The following is a 22,631-nucleotide window of genomic DNA, read 5'->3' as shown; positions in this document are numbered from 1 at the left end:
GCATCCCTGCGTTTCTTTATTGCAACAATGACGGATTTTTTCCGGAGAAAACACCATGGAATTTGACTGGAGCGTGATCTGGCCAGCCATTCCCCTTCTGCTGGAAGGGGCCAAAATGACCCTGCTGATCTCAGTGCTTGGCCTGATTGGCGGCCTGGTTATCGGCGTTATCGCCGGTTTCGCCCGCGCTTACGGCGGCTGGCTGACCAATAATATCGCGCTGGTTTTCATTGAGCTGATTCGCGGTACGCCGATTGTGGTGCAGGTGATGTTTATCTATTTCGCCCTGCCAATGGCCATACCTGACCTGCGTATTGATCCCTTCACTGCGGCGGTAGTGACGATTATCATCAACTCTGGCGCCTATATTGCGGAAATTACCCGTGGCGCGGTGCTGTCGATTAACAAAGGATTCCGTGAAGCGGGTCTGGCGCTTGGCCTGTCGCGCCGGGAAACCCTGCGCTATGTGATTATGCCGCTGGCGCTGCGCCGTATGCTGCCGCCGCTGGGCAATCAGTGGATTGTCAGTATCAAGGATACCTCGCTGTTTATCGTTATCGGCGTTGCCGAGCTGACCCGTCAGGGGCAGGAAATTATTGCCGGTAACTTCCGCGCGCTGGAAATCTGGAGCGCGGTGGCGATTATCTATTTGGTTATTACGCTGGTGTTGAGCTTCGTGCTGCGTCGCCTTGAAAAAAGGATGAAAATCCTGTGATTGAATTTAAAAACGTTTCCAAGCACTTTGGGCAAACTCAGGTGCTGCACAATATCGATCTGAAGATTAATCAGGGCGAAGTGGTGGTGATTATCGGCCCATCCGGCTCGGGTAAGTCTACCCTGCTGCGTTGTATCAACAAGCTGGAGGAGATCACCAGCGGCGAGCTGATCGTCGATGGTTTAAAAGTTAACGATCCCAAAGTGGATGAGCGTCTGATTCGTCAGGAAGCGGGCATGGTTTTCCAGCAGTTTCATCTGTTTCCACAGATGACCGCCCTGGAGAATGTTGCTTTCGGCCCAATCCGGGTACGCGGCACCAAAAAAGAGGCGGCGCATCAGCTGGCGAAAACGCTGCTGGCGAAGGTTGGCCTGGCGGAGCGCGCTCACCACTATCCTTCCGAGCTATCGGGCGGTCAGCAGCAGCGCGTCGCCATTGCGCGTGCGCTGGCGGTTAAGCCCAAGATGATGCTGTTTGATGAGCCGACTTCCGCGCTCGATCCAGAGCTGCGTCATGAGGTGTTAAAGGTGATGCAGAATCTGGCTGAGGAAGGGATGACGATGGTTATCGTGACGCATGAAGTGGGCTTTGCGCAACAGGTGGCTTCACGACTGATCTTTATTGATAAGGGCCGCATTGCGGAAGATGGCCCGCCCGATACGCTGATCTCTAATCCACCCAGCGAACGTCTGCGCGAGTTTTTACAGCACGTTTCTTAATCGCCCCCTTGGTCTGGCCTGTCAGACAAATGAGCAGCTGAGGCGCGGGCAGCCCAGGCAGAAGAGTAAAGCGTCCCGCGCCATGGATGGCGCGGGACGAGCTGTCAGGGATGACGTTTTTTGCGTCTTTACGATCGGCCTGGGCTCTCTGCGCAGGCACGATGTTATTACCCTACATAACTCATCTGCTGATGGTTCTGCCCTGGCTACTAAGCCGTGTAAAGGGGAGAATTAACCCTCTGCATGCCCTTCCCCTGCAACCATAAAAGTCATTTTCTCCGCCAGTCTGACCTCAGGATTCAGACTATTGCCTCAGCATCAGCGTCTATACTTTTCAGACGCTTCTGCCGTACCGGTTGCTATTGGGGAGAAAGATGTTGGGAATAAACGTCGTGTGGTGTCGTCTGCGTCAGGGGGTTCTGTGTGTATTACTGCTATGCCTGATATCGGCAGCACAGGCCGTGTCGCTGCCCGCTGCCGCCGTTGCCAGCCAGCAGGCTCAGAAACCCGCCAGCGAAGCGGCAACGCATGAACCAACCATCGAAGAGAAAAAAGCGGCCTGGCTTGCTCTGGCAACCATTCTGGAAAACGATGAATCGCGTCAGGCGCTGATTAAACAGCTGCGCGAAGCCGCCGCCAGCCCCTCCACCACTAACGAGCCAGCGCTAACGCCGCCGAACGCCGCCGAAGAGCAGGAAGATAAAACCGTTCTGCAAAGCATTACCGACGTCACGCGCGAATATGGCGGACAGTTCGCCGGCAGTTTTATTCGTCTTTATAACAATATCCTCTCCGCGCCGCAGAAAGCCTTTAACAAGGCCACCTTCTTTAACGCGTTTAACCACTTCCTGATGCTGGCCGTGGCGCTGTTCGCCTTTTACTGGGCGATACGCATGCTGGTCACGCCGCTTTACCGCCAGATGGGCCGCTGGGGCCGCAAAAAAAGCAATCAGCCAGACAGCTGGCTGCATCTGCCGTTAACCATTATCGGCGCCTTTGCGATTGACCTGCTGCTGCTGGCGCTGGCGCTGTTTGTTGGACAAATCCTTAGCAACAATCTGAATGCGGGCAGCCGCACCATTGCCTATCAGCAGGGCCTGTTTCTGAATGCCTTTGCGTTAATTGAATTCTTTAAGACAGTGCTGCGCATGATCTTCTGTCCGCGCTTTCCTGAACTACGCCCGTTTTCATTTAACGATATGCGGGCACGCTACTGGCATACCCGCCTTAGCTGGCTCAGCGGCGTGATTGGCTATGGCTTACTGGTGGTAGTGCCGATTGTCTCTAATCGGGTCAATGTGCAAACCGGCGCGCTGGTCAACGTCATTATTATGGGGTTAATGACCGGCTGGGCGCTGTGGCTGATATTTCATAACCGCCGCAGCATACAGCGCGAACTCATTGCGCTTTCCGAACGCTCGTTATCCTTTTTTACGCTGTTTATTCGCGCCTTCGCCTTTGTCTGGCACTGGATCGCCAGCGCCTACTTTATTGTGCTGTTCTTCTTCTCCATCTTTAACCCCGGCGGCAGCCTGAAATTCATGATGTCGGCGACGCTGCGCAGCCTGGTAATTATCGGCCTGGGTGCCGTGGTGTCCGGCATGCTGACGCGCTGGATCAGTAAAACCATTACCCTTTCGCCTGAGCTGCGCCGCAACTATCCAGAGCTACAAAAACGGGTCAATAGCTGGATCTCCTTTATGCTGAAAGCCGCGCGTATTCTCACGGTCTTCGCCGTGCTGTTGCTGCTGCTGAATGCCTGGCAGCTGTTCGACCTCTGGTACTGGCTTACCGTGGGCGCGGGTGAACAGCTGGTGGATGTGCTGATCCGGGTATTTATGATCCTGCTCTTCTCTGCCGTAGGCTGGACCTTACTGGCCAGCCTGATAGAAAGCCGTCTCTCTTCTGATATTCACGGTCGTCCGATGCCCAGCGCACGCACGCGTACGCTGCTCACGCTGTTTCGCAACGCGCTGGCGGTGGTCATCAGCACCATTACCATCATGATATTGTTATCGGAAATCGGCGTTAATATCGCGCCGCTGCTGGCGGGGGCCGGCGCGCTGGGTTTGGCGGTCTCTTTTGGCTCGCAAACGCTGGTCAAAGATATTATTACCGGGATTTTTATTCAGTTTGAAAATGGTATGAATACCGGCGATCTGGTTACCATCGGGCCGCTAACCGGCACCGTGGAACGTATGTCGATCCGCTCGGTTGGGGTGCGCCAGGATACCGGGGCGTATCATATTATTCCCTGGTCTTCGATCACCACCTTCGCCAACTTTGTCCGTGGCATTGGTTCCTTTGTGGCGAATTACGATGTCGATCGCAGCGAAGATAGCGATCGCGCTAATGCCGCGCTGCGCTCCGCCGTGAATGAACTGATGGCGCGTGAAGATATCCACGCCTTTATTATTGGCGAGCCAAATTTTGCCGGGCTGGTTGGGCTAACCGAGCGCGCCTTTACCGTGCGCGTATCAATTACCACTCAGCCGTTAAAGCAGTGGACGGTGCGCTTTGCGCTGGATGAACTGGTGAAAAAACATTTTGATGCGGCAGGCATTAAGGCGCCGCGCCAGACGGTACAGGTTGTCCCATCCGGCGGCGACAGCACCGACGCGGCGGCAATAAAAAGCCTGCCGGCACCGGACTAAGTGCCTCAGGGACGCGGCTTCATCAGTCGCGTCCGCGCCGCGCTCTCCTGAAAGGTCCAGGCGATAAAGCGGCTCTGCTTCTGCCCCTGCGCCATATCAACAATTCGTACCTCGTGCGCGCCTGCGTCGGTTAACGCCTGGCGCAGCGCAGGCAGATGCTCGCGGCGTGACACCAGTGAGGTGAACCATATTACCTGGCGCGCATAACTCACGCTTTCGCTGATCATCTGACCGATAAAGGCTTTTTCACCGCCTTCGCACCACAGCTCCGCCTGCTGGCCGCCAAAATTGAGCGGCGCATCTTTCGCCAGGCCCAGATTACGCACCTTGCGGGCGCTGCCTTCCGCAGCCTGCTCGCTGGAGGCGTGGAACGGCGGATTACAGACCACGGCGTGATAGAACTCATTTTTATGAATAATGCCCTGGAACATCCGATCGCTGTTTGGCTGACGACGCAGGCGAATGGCGCGACGCAGTGCTGGGTTAGCTTCCAGGATCGCCCCGGCGGCCTTCATCGCCTGCGCGTTCACTTCAGAACCGGTAAAGCGCCAGCCATACTCACGGAAACCAATCAGCGGATAGATGCAGTTCGCGCCGCAACCAATATCCAGCACGTTAATATCGCGCGGCACCTGCTGTGCATTATCCTGCGCCAGCAGATCGGCCAGCCAGTGCAGATAATCTGCACGTCCCGGCACCGGCGGACACAAAAAGCCATCCGGAATATCCCAGCTGTGGATCTGATAAAAATGTTTTAGCAGCGCCTGATTCAGCGTTTTCACCGCCTGCGGATCGGCAAAATCGATCGAGCTGTCGCCGCGCGGCGTGGTGATAATAAAGGGCTGCAGCGGCGGATGGGCCGCGCTCAGCGCAGCAAAATCATAGCGCTCGCGATGACGGTTTCGGGGATGCAGTTGGTTTTTAGTGGCGGGCTGTTTCATCAGGCTCTCTCTTGGGTAACGGCGCGTAAGATACCCGCTCCGGAAAAAACCGTAAACAATTGACGTGCATTTTTTCACGCCGAAGCGGCTAAGATGAAGCTGTCGCTTAACTCTAAGGATAATTATGTCTCGTCAACGTTACTCCTATCAACCCCGTGCGGGCCACGGTCTGCCGCACGATCCCTTTAATGCGATCGTTGCGCCGCGTCCTATTGGCTGGATCAGTTCACTCAGCGCTTCTGGCGTGCGCAACCTGGCTCCCTACAGCTTTTTTAACAGCTTTAACTATCAGCCGCCGATTATTGGTTTCGCCAGTCTCGGTAAAAAAGACAGCTTGCGCAATATTCTGGAAACCAAAGAGTTTGTCTGGAATCTGGTCACGCGCCCGCTGGCGGAAGCGGCCAATGAAAGCTCCGCTTCGGTGGCGCAGGAGGTAGATGAGTTTATGTTAGCAGGCGTGACGCCCATCAGCGGCGATCTGGTCAGGGCGCCGATGGTGGCGGAAAGTCCGGTTAACTTTGAATGCCGCCTGACGCAGCATCTGCAGTTACAGAATGCCGACGGCGCGCCGCTGGATAGCTGGCTGATCCTCGGCGAGGTGGTTGCGGTACATATTGATGATGCGCTGCTGGAAGAGGGCATTTATCAGACCAGCAAAGCGCAACCGGTTCTGCGCGCCGGTGGCCCCAGCGCCTGGTACGGCATCAGCGAAGCCCAGCGCTTTGAGCTGCAACGCCCGGACGCGCGCAAAAAGTAACTACCCAGCGCCGCGATTTAGCCATTAAATAACCACGACTGTTTTACGTCGCAACCGATAGACTGCACCGGTTCTCTCTTCTAGAGTGAAGTTATTCCGCTGCGCAAACAGGCGCGGCTCGAAGAGAGGACCGTTATGAGTTTACCCGCAGCGTTAATTGAAGAGGCGGTGCAATGGCGCCGTCAGCTGCACGCTCAGCCAGAGCTGGGCTACCAGGAACAGCATACTGCCCATTTTGTTGCCGAACAGCTACGCAGTTTTGGCTTACAAGTGGCGACCGGCATCGCCAAAACCGGCGTTATTGGCACCCTGGAGTGTGGTCCTGGCCCTACGATTGGCCTGCGCGCCGATATGGATGCTTTACCCATTACGGAACGAGGAGAGCAGCCCTGGCGATCGCAGCGCCCCGGCGCTATGCACGCCTGCGGTCACGATGGTCATACCGCTATTTTGCTGGCCAGCGCGAGGTGGCTGGCGCAGACGCGCCGCTTCAGCGGCACGGTGCATTTTATTTTTCAGCCTGCCGAAGAGAATCTGGGCGGCGCACGTCAAATGGTGGAGGAAGGGCTGTTCCAGCGCTTTCCGATGGATGCCGTTTATGCGTTGCACAACTGGCCTGGCCTGCCGTTAGGCACGCTGGCGGTCAACGATGGCGCAATGATGGCCTCCCTCGATTCGTTTGAAATAACCCTTACCGGCAAAAGCTGTCACGCCGCCATGCCGGAGTGCGGTGCCGACCCCATTGTAGCGGCGGCCCAGCTGATTCTGGCATTGCAAACGATTCCTGCGCGCCGGCTGTCACCGCTGGCCTCGTCCGTGGTCAGCGTTACCCAGATCCAGGGCGGAGAAGCCATTAATGTGATCCCGGAGGCGGTGACGCTGCGCGGTACCGTGCGCTGTTTACAAAGCGAGGTCAGGGAGAAAGTACGCGGGCTTATCGGGTCGTTTGTGGAGGTTCTGCCGCAGCCGCTGGGAGTTGAGGGAACGATTTGCTGGTATCCCGGCTATCCGGTGACACAAAATCATGCTCTGCCCGCCGCACGCGTGCGCGAGGCGGCTATCGGGTTGTTCGGCGCGGAACAGGTACGCTGGCAGGTGGATCCCTCAATGGCGTCAGAAGATTTCGCCTGCATGCTGGAAGCCTGCCCCGGCGCCTATTTCTGGATCGGTGCCGATGGCGATACGCCGTCCCGTGCGCTACATAACGCCAGCTATGACTTTAACGATGCGCTGATTGAACCGGCTATCGCCTTCTGGCAGCGGCTGGTTGAGAGCCATTTGCCGCTGCCGGTAAATCAACGCTAGCGTCGGCTCAGTATCCCGCCGCCGCCAGCGCCGCCAGGCCCTCATCCAGCGAGGCGCTGCGACCGCTGGCCAGATAGCAGCAGGCGATCTGCAGCCGTAATGATTGCGGTACCGGACGAGATTTTTCCAGCACCTGCTGGATCCAGGCGGCAGTGACTGTCGCCTCTTTGCTTTCCGGCAGATCGCAGGTGCACTCCGGCTGACGCGCCACCAGCTCCTGCGGTTCCGCCGCCGCACCGTGGATCAGGTTAATAGCGGGGCAGCGCAGCGGATTGGCGTAAACTTCCCCTTCCGTGCCGTTCAGTAGTAATGCCCTGCCGCCCTGCGCGCTGAAAAATTTTGCCACGCGTGGAATATATTCGGGATGGGAAACGCTGGCGAAACGCAGCGCTGCGGCCTCGTCAAAAGGGGTAATCAGCTTAGCCAGCGTGTGCGCGCTGTTACGCACGCCCAGACGCCAGCGCAGCCCCAGCTGTTTGGCCAGCGGCGCACAAAGATTGTCTACGGTGATAAACACCGGCTCGCCCTGCTCCAGTTTCGCCTGCGCGTTTTGCGCATCGCTGACGGCAGCAATGCCAAGCGCCTGGAAAACGGTCTCGCTGGTCACGCGCGTGGCATCGTCGCTGACGCCATGTACCACCACCGGGAAGCCAAGACGAGAGAGCAGCAGCGCCAGCAGCGGCGTCAGATTGCCCTGACGGCGTGCGCCATTGTAGCTGGGGATCACGATGGGCAGCGGCTTGCCCGCCGGTGGCGTCAGCGAAAGCACTCGCTCCTGTACGGCGCGATAGAAACCGGTCATTTCCGCCTCGCCTTCCCCTTTGATACGCATCGCAATCAGCAGCGAACCCAGCTCCAGATCCGGCACTTCGTCGTTAAGCATGGCGCGATAAAGCTGATACGCGCTCTCTTCATCCAGATCGCGCGCATGGTTTTTGCCACGGCCCACTTCTTTAATCAGTTTGTTGTACTGCAACATTTAATGCTTTTCCTTTTTTCGACGCCGCGCCGCCGGTACGGGCCTGGGTTTGCTGGTGCTTACCGGTGCTATGGTGCCTTCAGGCATCGGCGGCTGCTCTATGGGGAAAACCGGCAGGGCTTTTAACAGGCGTGCACCGTATGCTTTGGTGATCAGCCGCCGATCGTAAATCACAATTTCACCAAAGCACTGATGGCTTCGGATCAATCTCCCCACCTGCTGGATCAGACTAAATGAGGCGCTGGGCAGACTTTGCACCTCAAACGGGTAGCGCTTCAGGCTCTTCAGCCACTCCCCTTCGGTTAAAATTACCGGACTGTCCACCGGTGGAAAAGCGATTTTGTGAATATGTACCTGAGAGAGTAACTCGCCTTTTAAATCCAGCCCTTCAGCAAAAGATTGCAGGCCCACCAGCACGCTCGCCTCGCCCTGCTCTACCCGCTTGCGATGCAGCTCTACCAGCCGGTAGCGCGGCTGATCGCCCTGCACCAGCAGCATCAGCCGCAGATCGCTCAGGTGCGTCAAAAACTGCTGCATGGCGCGGTTGCTGGCAAACAGCACCAGCATGCCTTTGTGCTGGCCCGCTTTCACCTGATGGCGAAAGAAATGAGCCATTTCAGCGATATGCTGCGCCTCATTTGCCATCAGCGGCTCAAAGCGCATCTGGGGGATAATCAGCTTGCCTTGCTCAACATGATTAAACGGCGAGCCGAGCGCCACAAAGCGATCTCCCACCTTTTCGTTAAGCCCGGAAAGTTCCTGTAATCGGTTAAAGCTGTTCAGCGATTGCAGCGTTGCCGAAGTCAGCACCACATGCGGCACTTTTCGCCACAGTAGCTTCTCCAGCTGTTCACTCACGCGAATACCGGCGCAGTGGAAAAAGAGGTGTGGCTGGCCTTCCCGCAGTTCGCGGCTGACCCATTTCGAAACCGGCGCGCCGGAGGCCTGCTCCATCGACGCCAGCCGCCACAGTTTGCTGATGCTTTCAAACCAGCCGAAAGCGCGGTTCATCTGCAGCATCGTACGGTGCAGGCGCACCACATCGTATTGTCCGCTCTTTTCGCTGAGATCGTTTAACAGCCCTTCCGCCAGCCCGCGCAGCCCGTCGCTCAGTTTGAAAAGGCGGGCGCATAAGGTTTGCATCTCTTCCGGCAGTTGCCCCATTTCAAAGCGATGTTCACCTTCCTGCGGCTCTGGCGGCAGCCACAGCGCCAGAATACGCGTCAGGCTGGCGAGATGTTCGCGCCATTCGTCACAGTGGGTTTTTAACCGCTCGGGATTCGCCAGCGGCGGCGGTGATTTTGGCCGAAACTGCGCCATACAGGTTTCCACCAGGCGCACAAACAGATCAAGTTGCAGGCTGGTCCAGGCGGCGGTGATGTCAGCGCTGGTTTCCAGCGCATCGCGCGCTACTTCCGGCAGATGGTGGCCTTCATCCAGCACCAGCAGCAAATGCTTTGCTGGTGGCAGCACCGATTCGCTCTCCAGCGCCGCCATCACCAGCGCATGGTTAGCCACCACCACGTCCGCCTGCTCGATCTCCCGCCGGGCGACAAAAAAGGGACATTCGCGATACCAGTGGCAGTTGCGCGCCAGGCAGTTAGCCTTATCGGTGCTTAAGCGCTGCCAGAGCGTATCGTCGATCGCCTCTTCGCAGTGATCGCGCAGGCCGTCCCACTGATGCCGATCCAGCGACTTTTCCAGTTTGGTACAGAGCTTGCGCTCATCTTTGTTGGCCACCAGATTGTCATCGAGAAACAGCAGCAGATCGCCCTGCTTTTCGCTGTCGGTCGCCAGCGCGTTCAGGTTACGCGGGCAAACATAGCGCCCGCGCCCAAAGGCGGCGGTGAATTTCAGATCGGGGATTATTTTTCGCAGCAGCGGCAGATCTTTACTAAAAATCTGATCCTGCAGCGCGACGTTCGCGGTGCTGATCACCAGCGGTTTCTCTTCGGCACGGCCAACGGCAATGCCCGGGATCAAATAGGAAAGGGTTTTGCCCACCCCGGTCGGCGCTTCGATCGCCAGATGACGCCCATCGTCACCGGCCAGGGTTTTTGCCACTTCGGCAATCATCTGCCGCTGCGGCGCGCGTGGAATAAAATCGGGAACCTGCTGCTGCAGCGCTTTATACCATTCGCCAATCTGCGCTTTTAACGCTGCGGTTAATGCCATCTTGCTCTCTTCCTGCGTTGATAACCTGTATTTTTACACAGTATGACGCTGGCGTCAGCCGCTTATCAGCGAATATGGAAGAGCGCTTCCGGCATTTATAGCTGCACAGCAGCGGCGTTGCGTTCAGCCGCCAAGCGTAAAATCAGGCCAGCCGCTTATACATCACGGTGGTGGCATCCATCGCGCCTTCCGTTGACTGCGCGTAATAAGGAATAGCTCCGGCAACTTCCCAGCCCAGCGACAGGTAAAGCAGACTGGCGATATCGCCGCTGCGAGTATCCAGCACCATCAGGCTGCGCCCTGCCTGTTTAACCAGTTGCTCCGCCCGCTCCATCAACTCACGCGCAATGCCCTGCCGCCGCGCCGCCGGATGTACCAGCAGCTTGCTGATTTCAGCGCGATGGCGTCCGTTGGGCATCATATTCCATAACACCATCACCGTGGCGACAATCTGCTGTTGCTGACGCGCCACCAGCAGCAGCCGATCGCCCTGTTCAAGGCCATTAAAATTATCCTGCCAGAAATTTCTCATCACTTGTCGATCGTCAGGATCGATAAATCCCACGCTGGCACCTGCGTTGACGCACCCCTGCAGAACATCGGTTAATGCTTCCAGCTCGTTTATCGCCTGCTGCCGATTAATAATTTGATATTCAATCATCTTTGCTCCACCAGTAAATGATGCGCCTGTTTGGCCTCTGGCGCGTAACGTTCAGAAACAGGAAATGTGTCTCTGAGAGTTACCGGCTTTGCGGCCTGGATCAAGTTGTACAACTAAAAAAACTATGTACACGTTAACTCAGCTCCGCTAAGGTTAACGCAGATAATGTATTTAAAATGCAAGTTGAGGCAGTCAATGGCCCTGTACAGCATCGGTGATGTCGCCGAACGCTGTGGTATAAACCCTGTAACGTTACGCGCATGGCAGCGTCGCTATGGGCTGCTTAAGCCACAGCGCACCGAAGGCGGGCATCGACAGTTTGATGAGGAAGATGTTCAGCGTATCGAAGAGATCAAGCGCTGGATAGAGAGCGGCGTACCGGTAGGCAAAGTCAAATCGCTGCTGGAAGGCGAAAATATTGATACGCACGACGGCTGGCTGGCGTTGCAGGAAGAGGTAATGAGCGTACTACGCCACGTTCGCCCGGCGAAACTACGGGCTAAAATCGCCAATATCGGTCGTGAGCATTCTGTAGATGCGTTAATTGATCATGTGTTTGTGCCGGTTCGTCAGCGGCTTGGGCTTGATCAAAACACGGCGAAAACCATGTGCAGTCTGCTGGATGGCGCCCTGATCGATTATGTCGCCTTTTACCTGAGCAGCGTACGTAAAAAGGCAGGAAAGGATGCGCTGCTGCTCGGTTGGGGGGTGGAAGACCGTACCCGTATCTGGCTGGAAGCCTGGCGTTTGTGCCAGCAGGGCTGGCGTGTCGACGTGCTGGCAGAACCGCTGGATAACCCCCGCCCGGAACTCTTTCCGGGTCAGCAAATTTTTGTCTGGACGGGTAAAAAACTGACCCGCCGACAAGCAGAGCAGTTTACTCACTGGCATGAGCAGGGCTTCTCAATCAGCCTGCACGGGCCGAGTTAAAAATGGCGTAAATTGCCTGGTCGCCAGTCACGGATCGGGTTATGATCCGCTCTCTTGTTTGATCGTTACAGGCAGTATTATGAACTGGCAAAAATTTCTGGTTGGCACCCTCTTTTTCATTATGGCAGTCGGCGGTACCGGCGGCCTGATGCTGGTGGGCTATACCATTATCTTACATTCCCGCTAAGGCAGCGCTGCAGGCGTTCAAACAGCCGGTCCACCACCAACGCCAGTAGCGCTACCAGCAACGCTCCCTGAATCACATACGCCGTATTAAACCCGCTCAGGCCGATAATAATCGGCGATCCCAGGCTTTTCGCGCCTACCGTAGAGGCGATGGCGGCGGTGCCAATATTGATGATCACCGAGGTGCGCATCCCGGAGATAATTACCGGCGCAGCCAGCGGCAGCTCTACACGGGTTAAACGCTGCCAGTTGCTCATCCCGACCCCCTGCGCCACTTCTTTAACGCTGGAGGGCACTGATTCGATCCCGGCCAGGGTGCCTTGCAGCACGGGTAAGATTCCATACAGCATCAGCGCGATAATCGCTGGCTGCTCGCCAAAGCCGATTACCGGCACGGCCACCGCCAGCACCGCTACTGGCGGAAAGGTTTGCCCGGCGGCAGCCAGCGTCTCCACCAGCGGACGAAACTCCTGTCCGCCACGGCGCGTCACGGCAATGCCTGCGCCCAGCCCTGTCAACGCCGCGCCCAGGCTGGAGATCGCCACCAGTTGCAGATGCGCCAGCGCCAGCTGGAAAAAACGCTCTTGCTGATAGACCGGACGCTCCAGCTCAGGGAACCAGTGGGCGAAAAGCGGCCCGCTCCAGGGCATCAGCAACAGCAGCGCGATAAAAAGCGCAATCAGCCACAGCAGCGGATCGCGCGTTAGTCGTTTCATGCACCCTCCCGCTGACGCAACAGATCGCTGAAGTGCAGCACGCCCAGCGGCACGCCCTGCGCATCGGTTACCGGCAGCTTATCGGTTTGTCGGGCGATAAACAGCGAGAGTGCCTCACGTAACGAGATCGCCGCCGACACCGACTCCTCCTCCAGCCATTCGCCGCGCCTGGCCGCGCTGCCCGCGCTGCCCAACGAGAGCAGGCGCACGCCCAGCTCGCTGCGGCCAAAAAAGTCACGGACAAAATCGTTGGCGGGACGGGTTAACAGCTCCACCGGCCTGCCCTGCTGTACGATGCGTCCGTTATCCATCAGCACAATGTTATCCGCCAGCGCCAGCGCCTCATCAATATCGTGCGTTACCAGCACAATGGTACGTCCGGAGAGCCGATGAATACGCAGCATCTCCTGCTGCAGCGCGCCGCGCGTGACCGGATCAAGCGCGCCGAACGGCTCATCCATCAGTAACACCTCAGGATCGGCCGCCAGCGCCCGCGCTACGCCCACCCGCTGCTGCTGCCCACCGGAAAGCTGATGCGGATAGCGCTGACGCAAGCCCTCATCCAGGTTAAGCAGCGCCAGCAGCTCACTTATTCGCGCCTGTTTCTTCGCCTGCGGCCACCTCAGCAATCCCGGTACGGTGGCGATATTTTTTTCAACCGTCCAGTGCGGAAACAGCCCTATCGACTGAATGGCATACCCCATTCGTCGTCGCAGCGTTTGCGGGTTAAAGCTACGGATCTCTTCGCCGGCAAACAGAATTGTCCCTTCATCATGCTCAATCAGCCGGTTAATCATTTTCAGCGTGGTGGATTTACCTGAGCCGGAGGTGCCAATCAGCACGGTAAATTCTCCGGCGGCGATATGCAGATTGATGCCGTCCACCGCCGCCTTACCGGCAAAGTATTTGCTCACCTGGTTAAACTGAATCATAAGGCGTTCCTTTGCAGCAGGGAGATAACAATTTTAAACAGCGTATCCACCAGCACCGCCAGTGCGATAACCGGGATCACGCCCAGCAGCACCAGTTCCAGCGCGCTGCTGAGCAGTCCCTGAAAAATAATTGCGCCGAAGCCGCCTGCGCCAATCAGGGCGGCGATAACGGCCAGGCCAACTGTCTGAATGGTCACTACACGCAGGCCGCTAAGCAGCACCGGCAACGCCAGCGGGATCTCTACCTGCCAGAAGATTTGCGCCTGCGACATGCCCATGCCGCAAGCGCTTTCGCGCACGCCCGCCGGCACCTGTTGCAGCCCCGCCACCAGGCTACGCACCAGCGGCAGCAGCGCATACAGCACCAGCGCAATCAGCGCTGGTGCAAGACCGATGCCGCTAACGCCAAGCCGCCCCAGCCAGGGAAAATGCGCCGCCAGCCCTGCCAGCGGCGCGATCAACAAGCCGAACAGCGCCACCGACGGCACGGTCTGGATAATATTCAGCACGGAGAAAATCACGCTCTGCCAGCGTGCGCGGCGATAGCAGATCAGGCCCAGCGGTATGCCGATAAGCAGCGCCGGCAACAACGTCGCCGCCAGCAGCAACAGGTGACGCGCCAGCGCCTGGTCAAACACCTCCTGACGGTTGGCATACTCTTTCAGCAACGAGAGCTGATCGAGCTGTCCGCCGAGCAGCAGCGCCAGCAACGGTAGCCAAACCTGAGCATTCAACAGCAGCCGCCACGGTACGCTGCGCGTCAGGCGCGTCACGCTGTCTGCGGCAATCAGCAGGCAAAGCGCGATAGCCGCCCACAGACCGCTGCCGAAACCGGTACGCGCCAGCGCGCTGCCCTGCCCGGCCAGCGTTTGCGCCGCGTGGCCGCCAAGCGCCACCAGCAGGGTGAGCAGAATTTCGCTCAGCGCCAGCGTCAGGATCAGCGTTGGACGATTAAGCGACTGCCAGACCAGCAGCAACAGAAGCGGAAGAATCAGCAGGATCAGCCAGCTCGCCCCCTGCAGCAGTTCGGTCAGCATCACCGGCTGGCCCGATACCAGCCGGTTCGGTGCAAAACTGGCGAAGGGTAAAAGAAACAGCGCTGCAATCAGCAGCGCGGTCAGCAGCAGCAGTACGCGATTACGGGGGATCAAACGCCGCATGGTTTCGTTGCTGTGAATTACAGCAGTTTTTGCTGTTGCAGCCATTCAGCGGCCACCTTTTTCGCATCCTGCCCTTCAACGGCAATTTTGGCGTTCAGCGACTGCAAGGTTTTTTCATCCAGGGCGCTAAATACCGGTTTCAGCCAGGCGGCGATTTCCGGGTACTGTTTCAGCGCTGCGGCACGGATCACCGGCGCGGGCGCGTAGATTGGCTGGACGCCTTGAGGATCGCTTAATGTTTGCAGCCCCAACGCCGCCACCGGTCCGTCAGTACCGTAGGCCATCGCCGCATTCACGCCGGAAGTTTGCTGCGCCGCCGCCTTGATGGTGACCGCCGTATCGCCGCCCGCCAGTGACAGTAGCTGGTCCTGACTGAGCTTAAAGCCATACGCTTTTTCAAAAGCAGGCAGCGCATCGGCACGTTCGATAAATTCGGCAGAGGCAGCCAGCTTAAGGGTGCCGCCCTGCTTAAGATAACGGCTGAGATCGGCCAGCGAAACAAGCTGGTTTTTCTGCGCCAAATCGCCGCGTACCGCGATAGTCCAGGTATTGTTAGCCGGTGCGGGCGTCAGCCAGACCAACTGATTTTTCTGCTCGTCCAGCGCTCTGACCTTTTCATAGCCCGCCTGCGCATTTTTCCATGCCGCATCGCCAGCCAGATTAAAAAAGAACGCGCCGTTGCCGGTATATTCAGGATAAATATCCAGCTCGCCGGCGGTTATCGCACCGCGCACCACCTGCGTATTGCCCAACTGAATTTTATTTACCGTTGGCACGCCATGCTTATTCAGCACCTGCAAAATAATGTTGCCCAACAGCGAGCCTTCCGTATCGATTTTCGAGCCGACACGCAGCGGATCGGCAGCCTGTGCGGTGCCAGCCAGCGTCATCAGGGCGGCAAAGAGCAGTATCCCGCGACGCGCAGTAGCAAAAGCCATGGCAGTTTTCCTTTTCAGCAAAGTGAGTCTGTCAAAGCGTAGCGCAAATGTTTGCAGTGCGAAAATAAAACGGCCTGACATGGCGCAACGGCGTGCGGGCGACGGGCTTCTCTGATCTATCCGTTGGATGCGCCAGGCTTTAGCTGGCCCGCATGCTGAATAAAGCGCGTTAGCTGCGCGGGAATGCGGGCGAACGTATATAAAAACCAGGGAGTAAAGCGGGCAGGATCGTGTGTTATCTCCTGTTGGATAGCCTCCAGTGAAAGCCAGCGGCAGGCATCCGCCTCTTCAGGATTGAGCTGTGGCTGGGCGTCGCTAATGGCAAAAAAAACATGCCCATATTCATGCTCGGTCAAACCGTTACTTAACGGCAGGTTATAGCTCAGTTCAAACATCGCCGTCAGGGTTAAATCAAGCCCCATCTCTTCCCGCAAACGCCGTTCGGCGGCATGCTGAGTGGGTTCCGAAGGATAAGGATGGCCGCAACAGGTATTGCTCCACAGGCCGCCGCAGTGATATTTAGCACTGGCGCGGCGTTGCAGCAACAGTTGATGTTGATGGTTAAAGACATAAACGGTTACCGCGCGATGCAGTAACCCTTTTTCATGCACTTCCTGTTTTTCCATTATGCCGACAGGACGATCAAGAGGATCAACAAGAATAACTTCAATAGCGGACATACGGGCTCCTTCAGACTAATCCCAGCTATTGTGGCATAACCACTCGCTCTTAAGCCGCAAAAAAGTCCCGCGTATTCATCAGAATATGTACAAAAAAGTAACCTGACTTACTCCTTCGCTCCGCTGCCCACTTGCACAGCGGAGCCTGTGGATTTATCGCTTACAGTTTGAAACGGGTTACTACCTGCTCCAGCTGAACGCTCTGCTCTTCCATTGCCTGAGCGGCGGCGGAAACCTGTTCAACCAGGGAGGCGTTCTGCTGCGTGGTGTTATCCAGTTGGTTAATCGCCACGTTAACCTGTTCAATTCCCATGCTCTGTTCACGGCTGGAAGACATGATTTCGTTCATCAGGGTCGTCACGCTGCTGACACCCTGCATCAGTTCATCCATGGTGCGGCCCGCTTCATTGACCAGCTGGCTGCCCGCATCAATATTTGCCACCGACGTTTCAATCAGCTTTTTAATCTCACGCGCCGAGTTGGCCGAACGCTGCGCCAGATTACGTACTTCGCTGGCAACCACCGCGAAGCCGCGCCCCTGTTCACCGGCTCGCGCCGCTTCTACCGCTGCGTTCAGCGCCAGGATATTGGTCTGGAAGGCGATACTGTCAATCACGCTGATAATATCCACCACCTTACGTGAGGATGCGTCAATTTCGCCCATGGTGGTCACCACCTGTCGTACCACGCCGGTACCGCGCTCCGCCACTTTCGCGGCTTCGCCCGCCAGCTGGTTGGCGTGGGTGGCGTTATCAGCATTCTGACGCACCGTGCCGGTTAACTCTTCCATCGACGCCGCAGTTTGCACAATAGAGCTGGACTGCTCTTCCGTACGTGCCGAGAGATCAAGGTTGCCGCTGGCAATCTGGCGCGAGGCGGAAGTAATAGCCAACGCGCTGTCGCCGACCTGTCGCATCAGCCCCTGCAGATAGCTAATAAACTGGTTAAAGCTCTCTGCAACGGCGTTAAATTCCGGGCTGTTACTGGCTGGCAGACGCTGGGTTAAATCCGCCCCGCCAGTGGATAAGGCCAGGATATTTTCGTTAAGCAGGCTCAGGCGCTTCATCATGCTGCGAATAAAGCCCAGCAGCACCAGCAGCAGCACAATAGCTAACGGGATCTGAACCATGCCCAGGCGCGTCATCATTGAGTGGGTCTGCTGCGTCAGCAGGCTGGTCGGCACATCGCTGGCCAGATACCAGGGGCTGCCGGCGATCTGCTGAACAAACAGTGTGCGGTCGCCCTCTTCGCTCTGATACTGGCTCTCTATCGGCTCTTTCCCGGCATTGGCCAGCAGCGTCTTCAGCGGCGCGGCCATTGGCAGGGAAAGCTCATTGAGATATTGCAGTTTCGGCGTCCCCTCAACCAGCGCTGCGTTGCCGACGACTTTGCCATCGGCCTCTACGATCAGTACGCGTCCTTGAATCGCCTCACCCATCTCTTTCGCCAGATGGTTAAAGAACCCCAGCGTCACGTCGATGGTGGCAACGCCCCAGGCTGCGCCGTTGCGATAGATCGCCATGGCGCAGTTGGTACGCGGCTGCGGGCTGGCGGCATCCTGATAGGCGTTAGCCCAGGCGCACTCTCCTTTGCTGGCAGCAAGACCGGCTTTATACCACGACTGTTCATAGTAGCGATCCGCCTCTGGTGAGTTCCAGAAGGTGTTTACCTGTAGCTGATTGCTGGCGTCACGGGCAAAGAAGGTGCTGAATTTTTCCCGGTCTGCGGCGCGCATGTTCGGCAACGGCCAGATACCGCCGCCAAAGACGTTGCTGTCATTATATTGATTAACCAGCGCCGGCAGCAGGCTGTCGATAGCGGCGCTATCCAGTACGCTAACCGCTTCGGTAATGGTGCGTTGCTGAGCCTGAACCCGGTTCATCTGTTCGATAATCCGGGCGGCGAGCGTATCAACTTCGTAGCGCACCAGGCGCTCTTCATTGGTTTTTAATTGTGGAGCAACAAAAAGATTGATGACCACCACGGTGATCGCCATCAATAACAGAAAAAATGCCACGATCGCCGCGGTAAAGCGTGCCTGCGTTGTTTTTATCATGTTCACACCACATAACAGGAAGGGCCATATTGCCCTTCTCGTGTTAACGGCATGTAACCTTTTTACTTGAGGCGATCGCCATCACAATTTACAAATCTTCTCTCTGGTCAAAGAAAGTCGTGACAGCCAGCGGTGGCGAGCATCACCACAACAGACGCAGCCCTCATGTTTCCTGTTCAACCACCTGCTGGCGCGGCCGGAAGATATGATTCGCGCCATACTGCAACAGACGCGTAACCAGTTGAATACCGCCCTGGTCATCCGCCTGAGCAAAGGCCTGTTCGGCGGCCGTCACTGGCGTGGTCCACAATAAATTTACCCGCTCGCCTTCGCGTTTTGGCAAGGCAAACTGTCCACCTTCTGCACCCAGCGTGGCAGAGAGCAAAAACCCTTCAAAGCCTACCGGCGCAACGGAAGAGGGCAGCGTATGGCCTTCGCCCAGCCAGTTCAGGCTGCTCCAGGGATAGTGCGCATAATTCGCCAGTGCGCTGGCCATCTGGATAGCATTATCCTCTGTCATTACTTCCGCATCGATCGCCATCGCCAGTTCAGTGCGGCGATACTGCGGAGCCAGATCCTCATAGAGAAAATCTACCCACGGCATCGGACGGATGCACATACCAAGCGTGAAGAAATACCAGACGCCCTGATGATAATGTTGTGAAATCGCCATCGGCGGCCACTTGCCCTGGTCGATAGCATAATATTTAAGCGACGGGCCGTAGTGTGATTCGTAGCACTGCAGCAGATCGTGCTCGACCGGCTGCCAGAGATGCCCGTCATGCCAGTCGCGCCAGAACTGGCGATGCGCCAGCGCCTGAGCGTAATAGTGGTTGGTTGATGCCGATCCCAGCGGCGCAGTCAGGCGATTCTCCTTGATGCAGCCTGCCGAGAAACTCACCTGTTTATTTTGATACAGGCTCCAGCCCGGGATCACCGCCAGCAGTTGCCCCTGATACCAGACCGCCGCGCCATCATCGGTCGGTTCCCAAATGATTTGCAGACCGGCCGGATCAAGCGGCGGCTCAGCCTCCAGCGTGCGACAACAGTCGGCGCTTAACAGCGGCGCAATCCCCTGCTCTATGGCCGCGCTGTCCTCTTCAAATGGCGCGGGCAGCAGGTTACGCAGCCAGCAGCCGCGTACCGCAAAGCGGGAGCGAAACGGCTCGGTGGGCCAGATATAAAAATAGGCGGCCCGTTCGGTCTGTTCGATGATGGCGGTTAACGTCTGTTGCTGATTAGTCACCTCAGCAATCAACTGCGAATATGTCATAGTGCCTCAACGCAACGTGGAGGAATCCAGCTTCCCCGAGAATAGAGCAGGATCTCCCTTATTGCGACACAGCGGCAAGGGTAATAATCTCAAAAATCACGCCCCATGCGCCGCATTGCGCGCGGAAACGCGCCGTTACGCACCGACCAGCGTAGCAAGCGTGCCAGTAAGCGGATGCGTCGATCGATAATGGCCTGACGGCGCGCGCTCAGGGTCAGATCGCTCATCTGCTGCGCCCAGTCGGGCAGCAGACCCATACCCGCTTCCATCAGCGTGCCCATAACCAGTTTTGCTGGTCTGCTGGGCGCGGGAGCCTGGCGCAGCAGCCTGATAACTTCGCGGGTGCGCGCGTCACAGCAGAGCTGGGGGCGCATCCGCTGCAGGTACTCCTCTACCGCCTGTACGCTTTTGGGCACCTGCTGCGCGCCCAGCGCCTCGGCAACCCGCGCCGCCTGTGCATAGTAGAGATCGCGGTCGGTCAGGCTAAGCGCCGGGTTTTTATAACGCAGATGGCCCGCGAGAAAACAGCTGGCCTCGGCAACATGCACCCAGGTTAACAGCTCAGGATCGCTGGCCGCATAAGGATTGCCGTAAGCATCGACGCCGTTAACCTGTAGATGGATACGCTTTACCCGTTCAATTAAGGTAAGCGCATCGGCGCGGTTGCCAAAGGTAGTGACCGCGACAAACTGGCTGGTACGACGCAAACGTCCCAGCATATCCTGACGAAAGGATGAGTGATCCCAGACGCCTGCCAGCGCCGAAGGATGCAGCATCTGTAACAGCAACGCGCCAATGCCACCGCACAGCATAGAGGTGAAGTCGCCATGCACCGGCCAGACCATGCTATCAGGGCCAAACAGCCCCGGATCGCCCGGCGGCTGAGAGAGATCGAACTCGTTAAGTGACAGGCCGTTTACCCGGAAAACCTGCTTTTCAATGCGCCTGCGTAATAATTCCATTAAATATCCATCACTTCTTTGCCTGCCGGTGCGTTCTGCAATAAACAAATACACTCTTTTACGCAGAATTACGTCTCTGGCAAGCGCATGATTAATAAACCAAAAATTTAATAAGCAAAGTACAAATGAGCACAAATCCTTATCTTTCATCTGCTTGTAAGCGAAGCGCAGATTATTTGCCTGTTTTATCACCTTCTACCAGGCTTTTATGGCAACCGCAGCACACCAACACCTAATTAATAGGGAGATAAGCGTTATGACTATGCAATCGTTAAACGATCTGTTTGTTCATACTCTAAGCGATGTTTACAGTGCTGAAGTTCAGTTAACCAAGGCACTGCCAAAAATGGCCGAGGCCGCCACTGAAACTCAACTTGTCGAAGGCTTTAGACAACACCTCGAGGAGACCAAAGGCCATATCGAACGCCTTGATCAGGTTATCCAGTCTCTCGACAATGTGGAAATGGAAAATGTTACCTGTGTAGCAATGGAAGGGCTGATCAAAGAAGGCGAGGAGATTATTCAGGAAGTGGAAGAAGGGCCGGTGCGCGATGCAGGCCTGATTGTCGCCGCTCAGAAAGTTGAACATTATGAAATCTCCAGCTACGGTTCGCTGATGGCGCTGGCGAAAAATCTGGGCTACGACAATGTCGTCTCTATCCTGAAAAATACCCTGGATGAAGAAAAAGCGACCGATGAAAAACTCACCATGCTGGCTGAACAACAGGTTAATCAGCACGCCGCCTGACGGCGCTAAGCGTGAAGTGATCTCATTAGGCGTTTTTAACAGAGCATAGATACCAGATAAGCCGATCGGTTGGCTGCCGATCGGTTTTTTTATGCCGGTTATCGTGATCCTGTCCTATGCGCATTCATTCCTTTTTCATTCGTTGTGCCTGCGCCTCTCCGCACCGCCCTGTTAGCAACACTCAACTGAAGTGACAAGACCGTTCGTCATAATATTTATCGCTATCGCCTTGCTGAGTTTGAACATTACATTAATGATGTTTATCACCGGGAATCGATAAACAGGCGAATCGCACAGAACCAATGAAAAAACACATTACTTTAATTACCGGCGGCGATCGTGGTATTGGACGCGCTACCGCACTGCTGTTAGCGCAAAAAGGCCACACGATCTGTATCGGCTATCGCAGCCAGCAGGCGCAGGCTGAAGAAGTGGTAGCGCTGATTCGGCGCGACGGGGGCAATGCCATTGCGGTTCAGGCGGATATTGCCGACGAGGAGCAGGTAGTAGCGATGTTTCAGCAGATTGACCGCGAGCTTGGCATTCTGACCGGCCTGGTGAACAACGCCGGCATTCTCAAACCGCAGGCCACTATTGAGCAACTGGACGCGCAGCGCATCGCCTCTATTTTCGCCACTAACGTCAGCGGCAGTTTTATTTGCGCGCGCGAGGCGGTAAAGCGCATGGCGCTGCGTCACGGCGGCCAGGGCGGCGCAATTGTTAACGTCTCTTCTGCCGCCTCGCGGCTCGGCGCGCCCCATGAGTATGTCGACTATGCCGCCTCAAAAGGCGCCATCGATACACTGACCAGCGGCCTGTCGCTGGAAGTGGCGGCGCAGGGCATCCGGGTAAACGCCGTGCGGCCTGGTTTTATTTATACCGGGATGCACGCCGATGGCGGCGAGCCAGGGCGTGTTGATCGGGTAAAGGAGAGTTTGCCAATGAAGCGCGGCGGCCAGCCCGAAGAGGTGGCGCAGGCGATCGCCTGGCTGCTGTCCGATGAGGCCTCATACGTCACCGGCAGTTTTCTCGATATGGCGGGCGGCAAATAGACGTAAAAAAAACCGACCCTGAAGGGTCGGTTTTAAACAGAGCCATATGCCTGCATCAGGCGTTGGTTGCCTGTAAGGCTGCAAGCACCCTA

General features: G+C 56.8%; 20 protein-coding genes. 8 read left to right on the top strand and 12 right to left on the bottom strand.

Annotated features, from left to right (window positions below; genetic code table 11):
• The first annotated feature begins 55 nt into the window (after positions 1-55).
• From glnP to ybiO, 3 genes are all read left to right on the top strand, one after another.
• Positions 56-715, top strand: coding sequence for a glutamine ABC transporter permease GlnP (gene glnP / locus ACQE3Z_RS13560; RefSeq protein ID WP_085067490.1), 660 nt, complete (start codon positions 56-58; stop codon positions 713-715).
• Entirely contained in the window at positions 712-1,434 is a 723-nt protein-coding gene (gene glnQ / locus ACQE3Z_RS13555) for a glutamine ABC transporter ATP-binding protein GlnQ (RefSeq protein ID WP_426974192.1), read from the top strand. The genes glnP and glnQ overlap by 4 nt, the downstream gene beginning before the upstream one ends.
• 374 nt (positions 1,435-1,808) lie before the next feature.
• Positions 1,809-4,088, top strand: a complete 2,280-nt coding sequence (ybiO, locus tag ACQE3Z_RS13550) for a mechanosensitive channel protein (protein ID WP_426974191.1) — start codon at positions 1,809-1,811, stop codon at positions 4,086-4,088.
• A 5-nt stretch (positions 4,089-4,093) separates the two neighbouring features.
• On the opposite strand, the gene rlmF is transcribed toward ybiO, so the two are convergent.
• Positions 4,094-5,029, bottom strand: a complete 936-nt coding sequence (gene rlmF / locus ACQE3Z_RS13545; protein ID WP_426974190.1) for a 23S rRNA (adenine(1618)-N(6))-methyltransferase RlmF — start codon at positions 5,027-5,029, stop codon at positions 4,094-4,096.
• A 124-nt stretch (positions 5,030-5,153) separates the two neighbouring features.
• Here rlmF and ACQE3Z_RS13540 point away from each other — a divergent pair, with 124 nt between their 5' ends.
• Positions 5,154-5,786, top strand: a complete 633-nt coding sequence (locus ACQE3Z_RS13540; protein WP_426974189.1) for a flavin reductase family protein — start codon at positions 5,154-5,156, stop codon at positions 5,784-5,786.
• A gap of 135 nt (positions 5,787-5,921) precedes the next feature.
• The gene (locus ACQE3Z_RS13535; protein WP_426974188.1) at positions 5,922-7,091 is read left to right on the top strand and encodes a M20 aminoacylase family protein; all 1,170 of its coding nucleotides are present in this window, start codon (positions 5,922-5,924) and stop codon (positions 7,089-7,091) included.
• Positions 7,092-7,098: 7 nt separating this feature from the next.
• Here the strand turns inward: ACQE3Z_RS13535 and ybiB are convergent, their stop codons facing one another.
• The 3 genes from ybiB to ACQE3Z_RS13520 all read right to left on the bottom strand — a co-directional run bounded on the left by ybiB (position 7,099) and on the right by ACQE3Z_RS13520 (position 10,906).
• Complete coding sequence (gene ybiB, locus ACQE3Z_RS13530; protein ID WP_426974371.1) at positions 7,099-8,067, bottom strand: DNA-binding protein YbiB; 969 nt, start codon at positions 8,065-8,067, stop codon at positions 7,099-7,101.
• 3 nt (positions 8,068-8,070) lie between these two features.
• On the bottom strand, positions 8,071-10,245 hold the full coding sequence (gene dinG / locus ACQE3Z_RS13525; RefSeq protein ID WP_426974187.1) for an ATP-dependent DNA helicase DinG: 2,175 nt from the start codon (positions 10,243-10,245) through the stop codon (positions 8,071-8,073).
• A 142-nt stretch (positions 10,246-10,387) separates the two neighbouring features.
• Positions 10,388-10,906: an N-acetyltransferase family protein gene (locus tag ACQE3Z_RS13520; RefSeq protein ID WP_426974186.1), complete on the bottom strand. Its 519-nt coding sequence runs from the start codon at positions 10,904-10,906 to the stop codon at positions 10,388-10,390.
• Positions 10,907-11,101: 195 nt separating this feature from the next.
• On the opposite strand from ACQE3Z_RS13520, the gene ACQE3Z_RS13515 reads away from it, so the two are divergent.
• Positions 11,102-11,836, top strand: coding sequence for a MerR family transcriptional regulator (locus tag ACQE3Z_RS13515; RefSeq protein ID WP_426974185.1), 735 nt, complete (start codon positions 11,102-11,104; stop codon positions 11,834-11,836).
• Positions 11,837-12,003: 167 nt separating this feature from the next.
• Here the strand turns inward: ACQE3Z_RS13515 and ACQE3Z_RS13510 are convergent, their stop codons facing one another.
• The 8 genes from ACQE3Z_RS13510 to ACQE3Z_RS13475 form a co-directional block, all read right to left on the bottom strand.
• Complete coding sequence (locus ACQE3Z_RS13510) at positions 12,004-12,738, bottom strand: ABC transporter permease (protein ID WP_426974184.1); 735 nt, start codon at positions 12,736-12,738, stop codon at positions 12,004-12,006.
• Positions 12,735-13,670 carry an ABC transporter ATP-binding protein gene (locus ACQE3Z_RS13505; protein ID WP_426974183.1) on the bottom strand — a complete coding sequence of 312 codons (936 nt, stop codon included), beginning with the start codon at positions 13,668-13,670 and terminating at the stop codon, positions 12,735-12,737. The genes ACQE3Z_RS13510 and ACQE3Z_RS13505 overlap by 4 nt, the downstream gene beginning before the upstream one ends.
• Positions 13,667-14,830: an ABC transporter permease gene (locus ACQE3Z_RS13500; RefSeq protein ID WP_426974370.1), complete on the bottom strand. Its 1,164-nt coding sequence runs from the start codon at positions 14,828-14,830 to the stop codon at positions 13,667-13,669. The genes ACQE3Z_RS13505 and ACQE3Z_RS13500 overlap by 4 nt, the downstream gene beginning before the upstream one ends.
• Before the next feature lie 17 nt (positions 14,831-14,847).
• The gene (osmF, locus tag ACQE3Z_RS13495; protein WP_426974182.1) at positions 14,848-15,768 is read right to left on the bottom strand and encodes a glycine betaine ABC transporter substrate-binding protein OsmF; all 921 of its coding nucleotides are present in this window, start codon (positions 15,766-15,768) and stop codon (positions 14,848-14,850) included.
• 116 nt (positions 15,769-15,884) lie between these two features.
• A complete protein-coding gene (idi, locus tag ACQE3Z_RS13490) occupies positions 15,885-16,448 on the bottom strand; it encodes an isopentenyl-diphosphate Delta-isomerase (RefSeq protein WP_426974181.1) in 564 nt (187 codons plus the stop codon).
• Between the two features lie 160 nt (positions 16,449-16,608).
• The gene (locus ACQE3Z_RS13485) at positions 16,609-18,504 is read right to left on the bottom strand and encodes a methyl-accepting chemotaxis protein (RefSeq protein ID WP_426974180.1); all 1,896 of its coding nucleotides are present in this window, start codon (positions 18,502-18,504) and stop codon (positions 16,609-16,611) included.
• Positions 18,505-18,667: 163 nt separating this feature from the next.
• Positions 18,668-19,777 carry a suppressor of fused domain protein gene (locus ACQE3Z_RS13480; RefSeq protein WP_426974179.1) on the bottom strand — a complete coding sequence of 370 codons (1,110 nt, stop codon included), beginning with the start codon at positions 19,775-19,777 and terminating at the stop codon, positions 18,668-18,670.
• 89 nt (positions 19,778-19,866) lie between these two features.
• Positions 19,867-20,739 (bottom strand): oxygenase MpaB family protein, encoded by an 873-nt coding sequence (locus ACQE3Z_RS13475; protein WP_426974178.1) that lies wholly within the window; start codon positions 20,737-20,739, stop codon positions 19,867-19,869.
• A 256-nt stretch (positions 20,740-20,995) separates the two neighbouring features.
• On the opposite strand from ACQE3Z_RS13475, the gene ACQE3Z_RS13470 reads away from it, so the two are divergent.
• Positions 20,996-21,487, top strand: coding sequence for a ferritin-like domain-containing protein (locus ACQE3Z_RS13470; protein WP_250652201.1), 492 nt, complete (start codon positions 20,996-20,998; stop codon positions 21,485-21,487).
• A gap of 302 nt (positions 21,488-21,789) precedes the next feature.
• Positions 21,790-22,539: an SDR family oxidoreductase gene (locus tag ACQE3Z_RS13465; RefSeq protein WP_426974177.1), complete on the top strand. Its 750-nt coding sequence runs from the start codon at positions 21,790-21,792 to the stop codon at positions 22,537-22,539.
• The last annotated feature ends 92 nt before the right edge of the window (positions 22,540-22,631 follow it).

Origin of the sequence: Pantoea sp. FN0307, from assembly GCF_050113815.1 — a bacterium.
In the GTDB taxonomy this organism is placed as follows: domain Bacteria; phylum Pseudomonadota; class Gammaproteobacteria; order Enterobacterales; family Enterobacteriaceae; genus Mixta; species Mixta alhagi.
This window is presented reverse-complemented; position numbering and strand designations above follow the sequence as displayed.